At 44.5% G+C, this 13,574-nt stretch carries 14 protein-coding genes; 10 read left to right on the plus strand and 4 right to left on the minus strand.

Going from position 1 to position 13,574, the window contains the following annotated elements; translation table 11 throughout:
• Positions 1–12: 12 nt before the first annotated feature.
• Positions 13–1,269 (minus strand): NAD(P)/FAD-dependent oxidoreductase, encoded by a 1,257-nt coding sequence (locus R7127_RS11755; protein WP_033905157.1) that lies wholly within the window; start codon positions 1,267–1,269, stop codon positions 13–15.
• Between the two features lie 109 nt (positions 1,270–1,378).
• On the opposite strand from R7127_RS11755, the gene R7127_RS11760 reads away from it, so the two are divergent.
• From R7127_RS11760 to R7127_RS11785, 6 genes are all read left to right on the plus strand, one after another.
• Positions 1,379–2,380 (plus strand): 4-hydroxyproline epimerase, encoded by a 1,002-nt coding sequence (locus R7127_RS11760; protein ID WP_318148405.1) that lies wholly within the window; start codon positions 1,379–1,381, stop codon positions 2,378–2,380.
• Between the two features lie 21 nt (positions 2,381–2,401).
• Complete coding sequence (locus tag R7127_RS11765; protein ID WP_172563639.1) at positions 2,402–3,934, plus strand: aldehyde dehydrogenase (NADP(+)); 1,533 nt, start codon at positions 2,402–2,404, stop codon at positions 3,932–3,934.
• Between the two features lie 152 nt (positions 3,935–4,086).
• Positions 4,087–4,761, plus strand: coding sequence for a GntR family transcriptional regulator (locus R7127_RS11770; protein WP_053303155.1), 675 nt, complete (start codon positions 4,087–4,089; stop codon positions 4,759–4,761).
• Between the two features lie 30 nt (positions 4,762–4,791).
• Entirely contained in the window at positions 4,792–5,556 is a 765-nt protein-coding gene (locus R7127_RS11775) for a hypothetical protein (RefSeq protein WP_033905155.1), read from the plus strand.
• A 358-nt stretch (positions 5,557–5,914) separates the two neighbouring features.
• Positions 5,915–7,510 carry a S41 family peptidase gene (locus R7127_RS11780; RefSeq protein WP_172563303.1) on the plus strand — a complete coding sequence of 532 codons (1,596 nt, stop codon included), beginning with the start codon at positions 5,915–5,917 and terminating at the stop codon, positions 7,508–7,510.
• A 70-nt stretch (positions 7,511–7,580) separates the two neighbouring features.
• Positions 7,581–7,901 carry a hypothetical protein gene (locus R7127_RS11785; RefSeq protein WP_053303157.1) on the plus strand — a complete coding sequence of 107 codons (321 nt, stop codon included), beginning with the start codon at positions 7,581–7,583 and terminating at the stop codon, positions 7,899–7,901.
• Positions 7,902–7,972: 71 nt separating this feature from the next.
• On the opposite strand, the gene rlmF is transcribed toward R7127_RS11785, so the two are convergent.
• Together rlmF and R7127_RS11795 are read right to left on the minus strand one after the other, a co-directional pair.
• Positions 7,973–9,100: a 23S rRNA (adenine(1618)-N(6))-methyltransferase RlmF gene (rlmF, locus tag R7127_RS11790; RefSeq protein WP_158173830.1), complete on the minus strand. Its 1,128-nt coding sequence runs from the start codon at positions 9,098–9,100 to the stop codon at positions 7,973–7,975.
• Positions 9,087–9,602 (minus strand): YgjP-like metallopeptidase domain-containing protein, encoded by a 516-nt coding sequence (locus R7127_RS11795; RefSeq protein ID WP_172563304.1) that lies wholly within the window; start codon positions 9,600–9,602, stop codon positions 9,087–9,089. The genes rlmF and R7127_RS11795 overlap by 14 nt, the downstream gene beginning before the upstream one ends.
• Positions 9,603–9,740: 138 nt before the next feature.
• On the opposite strand from R7127_RS11795, the gene R7127_RS11800 reads away from it, so the two are divergent.
• Positions 9,741–9,971: a glutaredoxin family protein gene (locus tag R7127_RS11800; protein WP_005377871.1), complete on the plus strand. Its 231-nt coding sequence runs from the start codon at positions 9,741–9,743 to the stop codon at positions 9,969–9,971.
• A gap of 27 nt (positions 9,972–9,998) precedes the next feature.
• Here the strand turns inward: R7127_RS11800 and R7127_RS11805 are convergent, their stop codons facing one another.
• Positions 9,999–10,868 (minus strand): LysR family transcriptional regulator, encoded by an 870-nt coding sequence (locus R7127_RS11805; RefSeq protein ID WP_005389786.1) that lies wholly within the window; start codon positions 10,866–10,868, stop codon positions 9,999–10,001.
• Between the two features lie 106 nt (positions 10,869–10,974).
• Between R7127_RS11805 and R7127_RS11810 the strand changes: the two genes are divergently transcribed.
• The 3 genes from R7127_RS11810 (at position 10,975) to R7127_RS11820 (ending at position 13,544) form a co-directional block, all read left to right on the plus strand.
• Positions 10,975–12,198 carry an MFS transporter gene (locus R7127_RS11810; protein ID WP_017820886.1) on the plus strand — a complete coding sequence of 408 codons (1,224 nt, stop codon included), beginning with the start codon at positions 10,975–10,977 and terminating at the stop codon, positions 12,196–12,198.
• Positions 12,199–12,286: 88 nt separating this feature from the next.
• Complete coding sequence (locus R7127_RS11815; protein ID WP_017820885.1) at positions 12,287–12,859, plus strand: DUF1415 domain-containing protein; 573 nt, start codon at positions 12,287–12,289, stop codon at positions 12,857–12,859.
• Positions 12,860–12,968: 109 nt separating this feature from the next.
• Positions 12,969–13,544 carry a nucleoside triphosphate pyrophosphohydrolase family protein gene (locus R7127_RS11820; protein WP_005377875.1) on the plus strand — a complete coding sequence of 192 codons (576 nt, stop codon included), beginning with the start codon at positions 12,969–12,971 and terminating at the stop codon, positions 13,542–13,544.
• The last annotated feature ends 30 nt before the right edge of the window (positions 13,545–13,574 follow it).

The following is a 13,574-nucleotide window of genomic DNA, read 5'->3' on the forward strand; positions in this document are numbered from 1 at the left end:
ATATTAAATTTTTCAGGCGAATCGTTGTAATGAAAAAGGTGATAGATCAATCGATGTCGGCTTTCCTTCGATAAGCTCTAAAAGGAGATCTGCCGTAATCGCCGCTTGAGTTAATCCAAGGTGTTGGTGGCCAAATGCCAGTAATACATTTCCATCCCAAATGCTATCAATAACCGGTAACGAGTCGACTGTTGAAGGCCGATTACCCATCCACTTTTCTCCTTGCTTGAGTGGATTTAACTCCGATTCAAACATCTCATCACCTAACTGAAAAAGCATTTCTGAACGTTTCATATTGGGTGGTGATTCTACATCGGCATACTCAACAGTGCCTGCCAAGCGTAGCCCGCCAGACATCGGAGTCATGATGAATTTTCTATCGGCAGAGCTAATAGGAAATGGCAGTACATCACGCTTGTCATCCACCATTAGGTGATAACCACGCTCGGCTTGAATAGGCACTTTGACTCCGGTTAGCTGCCATATCAAAGGCTTAGAATGTACACCAGCGGCAACGATGATTCGGTCAAATGAATGTGTTTGAGACTCAACCAACACATCACCATTTTTCTCCAACGCAGATACACCTTTTTGTAAAATCTTACCGCCAAGAGCTTCAAAAGCTTCACTTAGCTCAACACAGATCTGATAAGGGTCTAGCGTATGTCCTGTATCGGGAAAAAAGACGCCGACACGAACCTTATGGCTGAGATCAGGTATCCGCTTTCGAATCGCCTCTTGCGTCCAAACTTGATACGCCACACCGTTTTTGGCCAGTGAGTTAAGCGTACTTTGGTAGTCTTTAAACAGTTTCTCGTTTTCAAAAGTGAGCAATGAACCATTCATTTTTATTAGATGCGCTTTTCCGATTGAATCAAGCACGCCACGCCAACTTGCCACTGACCGCTCGTTAAGAGTTTTAATCGCGTTTTTTGCCTGCTCCGCGGCTGATGGCTTTGTTTGTAATAGAAAACGAATCATCCACCCGATAGTGCTTGGAATATCTTGCCAACGGATCGAAACCGGACTTTTGGGATCTAGCAGCATTTTAGGTAATTGTGGAAGCAGCGCTGGCGTTGCAAGAGGGAAGATTTGCTCAGTCGCGATATGACCTGCATTTCCCTTAGAGCATCCATTCCCCACGCCATTGGGATCAAAAATTGTGACTTGATAACCTTGCTGCTGCAACTTCAATCCAATTGATAAGCCAATAATCCCCGCACCTATCACGGCGATCCTTTCCTTTTTTGTTTCATCCTTGACCAACATAAATATGCTCCGAGTCACACTTGAAAACGTAGATTGTATACAATATATTTTACATTACGTTAACATCACTATTGTTTAATTCAACCATTTTTTCAGCAAGGAGCGAAAAATGAGACAAGGAACTTTTTTCTGTATTGATGCCCACACCTGCGGCAACCCAGTTAGGCTGGTCGCAGGCGGTGTGCCTCCACTCGAAGGCAATACCATGAGCGAAAAGCGCCAATACTTTCTTGAGCATTATGATTGGATTCGTCAGGCACTCATGTTTGAGCCTCGCGGACACTCAATGATGTCGGGGTCAGTTGTCTTGCCTCCTTGCAGCGATAACGCAGACGCTTCAATTCTGTTTATTGAAACCAGTGGCTGCTTACCAATGTGTGGCCACGGCACCATTGGAACCGTCACTACCGCTATCGAGAATCGCCTTATCACTCCCAAAAAAGAAGGCCGTTTGATACTTGATGTCCCAGCAGGACAAATCGAAGTGCACTACCAAACAAAAGGTGACAAGGTCACGTCAGTGAGGATATTTAACGTACCAGCTTACCTTGCCCACCAAGACGTAACCGTGGACATAGAGGGCTTAGGTGAGCTCACTGTCGATGTTGCTTATGGCGGAAACTATTACGTAATCGTCGATCCTCAAGAAAACTATGCCGGACTTGAACACTACTCTCCAGATGAAATTTTGATGCTTTCACCAAAAGTTCGCGAAGCGGTATCTCGAGCGGTTGAGTGCGTACATCCAGAAGATCCAACAGTATGCGGTGTTTCTCACGTGCTATGGACCGGAGAGCCCACTGAAGAAAACGCCACCGCTCGAAATGCTGTGTTTTACGGCGACAAAGCGTTGGATCGCTCGCCATGTGGTACGGGTACTAGTGCACGCATGGCGCAATGGCATGCAAGAGGCAAACTCAATCAAGGAGAAGACTTTATTCACGAAAGTATCATCGGCAGCCTATTTCAAGGACGTATAGAAGGCATTACCGAAGTGAATGGCAAAGCCGCTATTTTGCCAAGTATTGAAGGATGGGCACAAGTATACGGTCACAACACAATATGGGTAGACGATGAAGACCCATATGCGTACGGATTTGAAGTGAAGTAATAAGGATAGTAAGGAAGAATGATGAACCCACAAGAACCAACCACTTTTTACGCAGTCAACGCCTTTACTGGTGAGCCTCTACCCACAGAGTTTCCGGTGCATGGGGAGCAAGAAGTTAATCAAGCAGCCTCAGCCGCCCAAAGCGTTGCGCGTGAGTTTCGCCAACTAAGCAATGCAAAGCGAGCGAGCTTACTTTGCTCTATCGCCTCTGAATTGGAAAAGAAGAGTGAAGAAATCGTTGCTCGTGCTCATTTAGAAACTGCCCTTCCCGAAGCACGTTTAAGCGGTGAAATAGGACGTACCGCCAACCAATTACGACTATTTGCCGAGGTTGTGAGCTCGGGTAATCACTATCAAGCAATCTTCGATACGCCAAACCCAAACCGTCAACCACTGCCAAAACCAGATATTCGCCGTCAACAAATCGCAATTGGCCCTGTCGCCGTGTTTGGTGCGTCTAATTTTCCGCTCGCATTTTCTACTGCAGGTGGTGATACGGCTTCGGCACTGGCTGCTGGCTGCCCTGTGATTGTAAAAGGCCATACCGCCCACCCTGGCACCAGTCAACTTGTTGCTGAGTGTATTGAGGCTGCACTTGAGAAAGAGTGCTTACCGCAAGCCATCTTCACGCTATTGCAAGGCAACAAACGTGCACTTGGCCAAGCACTCGTTACCCATCCAAAAATTAAAGGGGTTGGGTTTACAGGTTCAGTCGGTGGTGGCCGTGCGCTGTTCAATCTAGCCCAGCAAAGACCAGAGCCAATCCCCTTCTATGGCGAACTAGGGGCGATTAATCCAACATTTATTCTCCCTTCAGCCATACGGGCAAACGCATCATTGGCTGAAGAATTTGTGGCTTCTATGACTTTGGGCTGTGGACAATTTTGTACAAAACCAGGCGTTGTATTTGTCTTGAATAGCCCAGAAACGCAAGCCTTTATCGAAATCGCTCAAGGGTTAATTCGACAACAATCAACGGCCACTTTGCTAACGCAAGGAATCCGAGAAACGTATGAATCCGAAGTGGATAAGCGAGCTTCCGAAACAGGCATTAACGTCACTCGTTCTGAACAAGCAGAAGCGACCAATGTCTCACCAGCACTGTTCGTGACGGACAGTAAAAACTGGCGTGAAAACCCGCAATGGGAGGAAGAAATATTTGGTCCTCAATCGTTAATCGTAATCTGTGAAGATTTCGATGACATGTTGAAACTGAGTGATTCACTGACTGGATCGCTCACCGCAACCCTTCACGCTACCGCTGAAGACGAAGAACAAGCCAAGCAACTGCTTCCAAGTTTGGAAGAAATCGCGGGACGCCTTGTATTCAACGGTTGGCCAACTGGCGTCGAGGTTGGTTACGCTATGGTTCATGGTGGACCATATCCTGCTTCAACCAATTCTGCCTCAACATCTGTCGGTGCGGAGGCTATTCATCGTTGGTTGCGTCCGGTCGCTTATCAAGCTTTGCCAGAATCTTTATTGCCGGATTCATTAAAAGTGTTGAACCCACTGGGTATTCAACGCGCCATAGATGGCAGTGTGTCCCAATAAAATCACCAAATGGCTCAAAAAGGCATCAACTGATGCCTTTTATTTCACTCTACTTCTCAAAACCTTCTTTCCTAGTTGGTTTGTGCCAGAAAAACAATAAACTACTAAAGTAAAATGGATTGGATACAATATTAATTTCACGGGAGACTTCAATGTCACAGAAACCTGTTTTTAAAACGCGTACTCAGCTCGTTGAGGAAGCAATTCGAACTCAGATCTTGAAGGGCGAGTTAAAAACTGGTCAACCTTTACGTCAAGATGCGTTAGCAAAAGAGTTTAATGTTAGCCGAATTCCTGTGCGTGAAGCGTTAGTTCAATTGGAAGCACAAGGACTCGTTAGCTTTGAACCTCACAAAGGTGCGACGGTCACTGAGCTATCTCCAGAGAAAATCAATGAGCTATTTGAACTGCGCGCTGTCGTGGAATGCCACATTTTAGAGCGTGCGATTCAAAATATGACAGACGCTGACCTTGAACGCGCGCGCGAAGTTCGCGAACGTTTCGAGTCAGTAGTGAACAGTGGCGACGAAGTAGAAGAATGGAGCAACTACAACTACGAGTTCCACAAAGCCCTATATGCGCCAGCCAACATGCCTGAAACTATGGACGTCATTTACAACCTGAACACAAAGTGTGACCGATACATACGCATGCAGCTATTGTTTACTACAGGCATTAAAAAGGCAGAAGAAGAGCACTTAAACTTGTTTGAAATGTGCCAAAATCGCGATATCGAAGGCGCCAAGTATCTACTGAAAAAGCACATTCTAGAAGCGGGCACAGCGATTCGAAACCTGCTGCTTGAAAGGCAAAATATCAGCCAGTAAATGGAATAACGAATAAGGTGATATTCAAGGATGAATGTTGGACCAAAGTTTTTACTTGCAGCGCTACGACAAAAGATTAAAGAAGAAGGGCTTTGCTACAATTCCTTGTCAGAGAAAAGTGGCATCCCTTTATCTAGTATTAAACGCCACCTACATAATCCAGCTTTAGGTTTGGATAAAGTACTTATTTATCTGAACTACCTGAATACCGATCTCATCGAACTCGCAACCTTAGCCAACGAGCTTCAGCACCAAAACGAGCAAATGCTAACAGATGAAGAGAGCGCCCTTTTCGTTGAGCATCCTTATTTACTTGATTTTATTTATATGCTGACTTCTCGTGATATTAAACCGCAAGAGATAGCCCAAACTTACGGACTTTCTGATACAAGCTTAAGATTCTATTTGCGTATCGCGGAAATTCTAGGATATGTCGAAAACTTCGGAGACGGCTTGTTTTACCGTTCTGGTCGTCGATTTATTATGGAAGAAGGTACGGCATTAGACACCTTATTCAAAGAGCGATTTCAACAAGATTCGCTTTCTCATGATATCAACCCAGGCGTATGTATAGGTCGCATTAGGCTCACCGAAGAGCAGAAAGTGCAAATAGAGGACGAGCTTTGTAATAAATTAGCGAAACTTAACGCAGTTAACACTTCCAACAATGAAGGTGAACTAACAAATATATTAATGCGCTGCACTCCTGGTTCTCAGATATTTTTCGCTGATGATTTACCTAACATTGACGGAAGCCTATTAAAGCACGTCGCTCAACTCACTAAATTAAGTTAAAGCATCAGACAAATAAATCAAACAAACCCCTGATAACATCATATATCCCTACCAAACTATTGATTCAAAGCGTTTCCTGAATCTAACTCTGATTTAGCAAGCATCGCTTAGTCAACTAAGAACTTGTCTTAATTTTACACTTATTAATTATCTTGTTAGATCTTTTGAAATAGACAGAAAACTTAAGTAATGACTAATTTAGCTTAAGGATAAAAGACAACTTTTTTACGTTATTTACCTCACACTATTTAACTATAAATTTGCAGACGAACAAATTAAATTAATACATTCACCTAGCTAATAAAAACAAAAGCAAAACACATAATTATAATTCTATTATTTATAAGGACATAGAAAAGTGAAATTTAAGTATTCTTTAGCAACGGCAGTCACTCTCGCATTATTACAAGGCTGTGGCGGTGGCGGCGGTGATAGCTCATCACCTACTCCGTCCACTAGCAGTGCAAACGGTCCAACATGGAAAGTTCATGATTTTAGCCAACCGTCGAAAACGTTTATCAACCAATGTGAAACGCCCCGCGTCGGACTGGACCCATATGACAACTATGCCGCCTATCCAGATAAATTGGGCTCTGCATTACACGAAAAACTCTTTTTAAGAGCTTTTACTAACGAAACGTATCTATGGTATGACGAGGTTCCTGATAATAATCCAGCAAACTACAAAACTGTTACTGATTACTTCAATACGCTGGTCACCTCTGCTACTACCGCGACGGGTAAACCAAAAGATCGCTTCCATTTTACCGTCCCTTATGAGGATGATATGAAATCATCGCAATCCGGTTTAGTTGCTGGATTTGGTTTTAACTGGGCATTCCTACGTGGCGTACAACCTCGAGACGTTCGTATTTCCTACACTGAAGAAGCCTCGCCAGCCGATAGAAGCGGCATTGCTCGTGGTGATAAGCTTCTGAAAATCAATAATATTGATGTGGTTAACACCGGTAGTCAGTCCGACATTGATTTTATTAACAAAACGCTCTTTAACCCTGACATCAATCAAGATTACACCTTCACATTTGAGAGTGTTGACGGTCTAGAGAAAACCGTGACGCTTACCGCCTCTGATGTCATGACCTCTCCAGTTAAAAATGCCAAAGTGATTACACACAATGGTATGCGGATCGGCTATCTGCAATACAACTCCTTTGAACCAAGCGCTCAAGCCCCGCTTATTGAGGCGTTCAGTACGCTCTCAGCAGAGAATGTTGACGAGATCGTCGTTGATTTACGTTACAACGGCGGTGGCTTAGTCCTTCAGTCCTCGCAAGTAGGCTACATGCTAAGCGGTGCTGGTCAGAACCGAGTCTTCAGTGAGTTGATTCACAATGACAAAGTGATGCGTACCATTAAAGATGGGGATAACATCTATCGCTTTACAAATCTAGCAATAGACTGGGCAGCACAGAAATATTCGGACCAAGTGCTTCCGACACTGAACAAAAAGCGCGTATATGTGCTGACTTCAGGAGGCACGGCTTCCTCAAGTGAACTGCTAATCAACGCTTTGCGCGGCATTGATGTGGAGGTTATCCAAATAGGCTCAACAACCACAGGTAAACCGTATGGGTTCTCACCAGAACAAAACTGCGGCACTATGTACTACACTATTCAGTTCAAATCGGCGAACGAGAAAAAATTTGGCGACTTCGCTGATGGTTTTATTCCTACTCCAAAGAGCCAAATCAATACCGAGCTAGGCTTAAACAATAGAGTGGAAGGTTGCTGGGTCAATGACGACCTAACAAAACCATTAGGCGATCCGTCTGAAGGTATGCTTTCTGCGGCGCTAAACTACATGGAAACTGGAACCTGTCCGCCAGTATCCCCTTCAAGTTTCAACGCCATGCCGCGTAACATTTCATCTCCGGAGTTAAGCGATCTTCGCTCTCCGCTACGAACAGAGGCAATTCATGTTGAGATCAACTAACTTTTTACGAATGCTGATTCGGGTTGCGCTTTTCTTAGGCACTTCGATTTCTTTGATAGGATGCCAAGCTATGTCACAAGAACCCGTTGAAGCATTGAGTAAAAAGAACTCTCCGGAAACAGTCATAGAGATTCAAAACGCGATCGCAGAAATCCAAGGGACACCAGCACCTAGAGTCGCAAATAACGTATTTGAATCCTCACCGCATTTGTTGATTGAAAAAGGACGAGTAAAAGGGAACAACAATCAACTGTTGGATGGCAGCTATACGGTTCTTCCAGACCAATATACGTTGCAGATAAGAGGTGAAACCTGTGGCTTGTACTATGCCAAAACAGATACTTTTGTCTCTCTCAGTTCACTAGATTGTGAGCCCATCATTAAGTTTTAGATCTCCCAAAATAGAAGCCCGCTGATATCAGCGGGCTTCCTACTTTATTGTTCAGTGTGAAACGGTCAACGTTACTTTAGTTCAATCCATGCTTTGCGCTGTTGCTTATCCATGTATGACCAAGCTACAAAGCGGCTCACTTTCTGCCCTTGACTCATTTCAACCACACGAATGGCTTTCACACCCAATTTTTCAAGCTGCTTGCGCATCGGGCGAACGTTGTCTTTTTTGGATATAAGTGTTGTAAACCACAAGACCTGTGCGGCAAAAGCTTGGCTTTCATTCGCCATTTTTCGGATAAACGCCGCTTCTCCGCCTTCACACCACAATTCAGCGTTTTGACCGCCAAAATTCAACGCAGGCTTACTTGTCTTTACTGGTGCGGTTTGAGGTTTTAGCCCTTTCTTGCGCTGGTTTGCTTTTAGATTATCGATTTTACGCTGGCTGCCCATAGCGGCATCTTCCGCCGAACGGTGGAATGGCGGATTACATGTCGTCACATCATAACGATCATTCGGTTGAATGATACCTCGATAAATATTGGCATCATTGTATTGCTGTACCAGTGCAATTTTTCCCTTCAAAACACGATTGTGCTCTACGATCGTTTGAGCCGATTGGATGGATTTTGGATCGACATCGCTGCCCGTATAGTGCCAACCGTATTTTGTTACACCAACAATCGGATAAATACAGTTTGCTCCCACGCCAATGTCCAACGCTTTCACTTTTTGGTGCGCGTACTGACCTTTTACTTCACTATCAAGTAGTTCTGCCACTCGGTGAATGTAATCAGCGCGGCCCGGAATCGGTGGGCAAAGGTAGGTGTCGGGAATGTCCCAGAACTCGACACCATAATACGCAGCAAGCAATGCTTTATTGAGCATTTTAACCGCGTTAGGATCAGAGAAGTTTATGGAATCTTCCCCTTTCGGATTTTTGATAACGAATGGCTTTAACTGTGGTTCACTTTCCACGAGTTTTTTAAAATCGTAACGACCTCGATGAACATTACGCTCATGCAAACCATTCTTCGCTATTTTTATGAACTCGACTTCGCTCTTTCCTGCAGGCTGCGAGGATTTGCGCGCAACTTTGTCTTTAACACGCTTCGGCTTGGCTTTATTCGCGTCTTTATTCTGACCCGCCATTGAAGTCTTTGGCTTTGCTTGCTTCGCGTTGTGATTATTGTTCTTCATTCAAATTCGCTTTTAAATCGAGGTAAATCATAAACAAACGAGCATCAAATTCGAGTTGGTGATACTCAGGCTCCATGTAGCAACATAGCTGATAGAACGCCTTGTCGTGTTTTTTCTCACGAGTATGCGCCAACTCATGTACCACCAGCATTCTTAATAGTGGCTCGGGCGCATCCTTAAATACATTGGCAATGCGAATCTCGTTTTTCGACTTCAGCTTACCGCCATGGTTTCTACTGATAACACTGTGCAAACCAAGCGCATTGTTTACCGCATGAATTTTCTTATCGTAGACAACTTTACTGATTGGCGCAGCTTTCTTCATGTAGCAGTTTTTGATTGCCATGGCGTACTCATAGAGCGCCCTTTCGCTTTTGATTTGGTGCCTATCGGGATAACGCTTTTCGAACCAAGGAACAAACTTGCCACTCGCTATCAATGAGCTCACCTGCTCTACGATGTTTTGTGGGTAGCCTTGAATGTATCGAAGTGACGGATGCATAGAATTAACGTCTGTTATGACAAAATAAAGGCGCTCAATATACCTGAGATAAAGGACAGTTTCACCTTAGCTTTCGCCTTTCATTTATTGTGAAAGGCCGTTAAACTTCGCCTCCCAATGATAATGGAGAGAAACTCAATGAAACGTGTCGTCCTTTACGTCAAAGACAAATGCCCTCACTGCAAAGATGCTCAACGTTATCTGGATTCGAAAAATATTAACTATCGTTTGTGCAATGCTAAGATGCAACGCGGTCGCAAAGAACTTGATGCGCTTGGTGCTCGTTCAGTGCCAGTTTTAAAAATTGGTGATCGGGTAATGATTGGCTGGAACCCAAAGAACTTCGAGAAGATGTACAAAGGCGATTAGTGCTCGGACGATGAATCTGCGCTGCGTTTAAACGTAGCGCTTGATAAAGTCGATAAACGTTCGATCTGCTATTGATAAATACCCCTGCTTGCGCCAAGCAAGTGCCAGATCCAGCGTCACTGGTGGTTCAAACGGTAAGCCAACAACGCCCGACTCATGTTGAGTCACCAATTCCAGTAACGCGGTAATCGCAAACTCTTGTTTTACAATACTCAAAATCAAAGGCAGTAAGTTGGTCTCGAATGATGACTTCATGGTAAACCCATGCTCCTCACTCACCTGATCCAAAAATTCGCGGTGAAAATAGCCATGCTGAAACATAACCAAATCGTGTTCAAAGAACTCATCAAAAGTAAGAGCGTGTCGCTGGGCTAACTCATGCTCAGGTGAAACAACTGCGACCATTTGGCTAGTAAACAAATGGTCAGTTTCTAGATCATCAGGCACATTATCACAACTGATCACACCAATATCGAGTTGACCATTGAGCAGCATACGACGAATCGATTGAGTTCCAGCTTCGACCAAGGTCAATTTTAACTCAGGGAATTGGCTTTTAAACGCCATCACAATTCGTGGAAAGAAATAACTGCCCATCATTGATGGCGTCCCTAGTCTTACTTCGCCTTTCGCTAAACCTTTCAACTCATCAATCGCGAGCTGCGCGTCGTGCAACTGTTGAATCACCCGCTTAGCATGTACAAATAACGTTTCGCCCTCTTTCGTTAAGCTGATTTTTTTATCATCACGGCGAAATAGGGTAACGCCCAAAGACTGCTCAAACTTTTTGATAGAAATGCTTAATGCGGGCTGGGCAATATGCAGGGCTTTCGCCGCATGGGTAATGTTTCCGTGTTCAGCGACCGCCAGAAAATGTTTAAGTTGTTTCGATTCCATTAGATCAAAAATATATGGTGTCCATATTTTTAATATATTTTTTTAATTTATAACGAACTGATAGATTGATCACAGTCTCTCCATTTGCTCACATTAGGCAGGATTCATGGTCAGTTTTGGCACACCGGAATACAAACGCATTACGCTCTCGCTAGCGCTTGGTTCCTTCTTGGTTTTTTCAAATTTATACCTACTACAGCCAATGCTGCCCACTTTTGCTCAAATTTTCACGATCTCAGAAACGCAAGTGAACTGGTTATTTGCGGCCTCAACACTCGCTCTCTCTTTTAGCCTCGTTCCAATGGCTGTGTTGTCAGAATCAGTGGGACGAAAGCCAGTCATGATGGCTGGTCTGTTTTCGATTCCTACCCTTTCCGCTTTGATGCTGTTTGGTGACTCATTTCTGTTTTTGGTGGTATGTCGAGCACTGATCGGTGTCGCGCTCGCAGCTTTTGCTGCGGTCGCCGTGGCTTACATGGCAGAAGAGCTCGACAAGCACGCTTTCTCGATGGCAATTGGAACGTACATTGCGGCTAACTCACTAGGCGGTATTGCAGGGCGTATTAGCGGCGGCTTATTGGCGGACAATTTCAGTGTTGATGTCGCCATAGAAGTTATGATGGTGTTCACTCTTCTTGGTGTCATTGGCGTTCACTATTTATTGCCAACACAGCGCAACTTCACCCCGTCATCAAGCAGCTTGCGCCATCAAAATCGTGCGCTTATTGGTCATTTTAAAAACCAACGCGTGTGGTTCGCGATGCTGATAGGAGGACTCAACTTTGCTTTGTTCGTCAACCTTTACTCCGTCATGGGTTTCCGTCTGGTGAGTGAACCTCACAATGTGCCCGTCGGGTTGGCCTCACTGATCTTTATTTGTTACTTGGGAGGGACTTTCTCCTCTCGTTGCGCAGGCCACTGGAGTAAACGTTATTCATCAATCCTCGGTATGTTCTTAGGCGCGATAGTGAGCATGACGGGGATGTGGATTGCGGCGGTTGAAAGCTTGACTGCAATGCTATTTGGATTGTTGTTGATAAGTTTTGGTGCCTTCTTTACTCATACCCTCGCCTACGGATGGGTCGGTCAGAATGCCACTCGTGCCAAAGCCACCGCGACAGCGCTCTACTTAGTACACTACTACGTAGGCGGTAGCTTAGGAGGATTCTTACTTCTTTATTGTTGGCAGCATGGAGGTTGGTCGAGTGTTCTTATGGGGGGAAGCGCCGTCTACCTAGCAATGTTTGCTGCAATTGCGTATTTGAAACACATTGCCGAAAGAAAGCATACTGACCAAACACCTGACACTGCGAGTTTAAAGAGTAGCTAAGGTACGCTCATTTACGTAATACCTCTCTGGTTACTTGGATAACCAACTCTGCTATGCTTGCGCTACTTTAATAAAACCAGAAAGTCGTATGTCAACGCGTTCAACACAAAACACAGATATCGAAGCGATCACTCAACAGGTCAACCAATGGCTCAACGATGTGGTAATCGGGCTCAACCTTTGTCCGTTTGCTGCCAAACCGCAACGTAATAAACAAATCAAAATCTTTGTTAGTGAAGCGACTCAAGAAGAAGCGCTTCTTGAAGATATTTTATTGCAGCTGATTGAGCTGAGTAACACAGAACCCGAACAACTTGAGACCACGTTGGTTGTGGTTCCCAACATGCTACAAGATTTCTGGGACTACAACTTTTGTATCGATTGGGTTGAAGGATTAATTAAGCAACAAAACTGGGAAGGTGTTTTCCAAGTAGCGACTTTCCATCCTGATTACTGTTTTGGCGGCGCAAGGCCTGAAGACGACGAAAACCTAACCAATCGTTCTCCTTACCCGATCTTCCATTTGATTCGCGAAGAGAGTATGGAAAAGGTACTAAAACACTATCCTGATCCTGAATCCATTCCCGATACAAACATCGCTCGTGTTTCCTCCCTTTCAGAGGAAGAACGTAAAAAGCTGTTCCCTTACCTATTTCGTTAAGCACCACCATTCCCAAAGGCAGATTTATCACCAGTTAGATGCAATGCCCTTGGGGTTCAAAGTGCGGTTTGGTATCATTGCCGCTTCAATCGATTCAATGGAAATTAGAATGCAACTGTCAAAGCTAACCCAAGAGATTTTTGATCACTTATACCGTGATATCACCGAGTTCCGTAGTACGTTCGACTTACCAGTCGCAGACGCTGCAAGCCTTGATACGCAAGCAGACACACTACACACCTCTTTGGCGATCGAAGAGCTAACAGAGCTAGCAGAAGCAGATTGTAAAACTGAGCAAGCAGATGCCATCGTAGACAGCGTGTATGTATTAATGGGACGTCTCGTTCATCTTGGCCACAGCAAAGTAGAAGACAACCTGGCGATCAGCTACTTAATTGATCTTCTATTAAACGTTGCGGTAAACCGTGGTATCGAATTTATTCCTTGCTGGGATGAAGTACATTCAAGCAACATGAGCAAAGTATGCCGTAACGAGCAAGAGTACTCAGAAACAGAAGCATTCTACGCGGAACAAGGCATCAAGTTGATGGCGGTGCAGAAAGGTGAATACATCATCGCGAAATGCGCCGAAGATTTCGTATCGGAAGGTAAAACCATTCGTAAAGGCAAAGTACTCAAATCTGTTTACTACCGCCCTGCAGATCTAAAACCGTTAACTCAATAAGCGTTGAGTTTGGCTATCTCGATTAAAAAA

The sequence above is a fragment of the Vibrio sp. 1159 genome (assembly GCF_033340395.1).
Taxonomy (GTDB): Bacteria; Pseudomonadota; Gammaproteobacteria; order Enterobacterales; family Vibrionaceae; genus Vibrio; species Vibrio alginolyticus.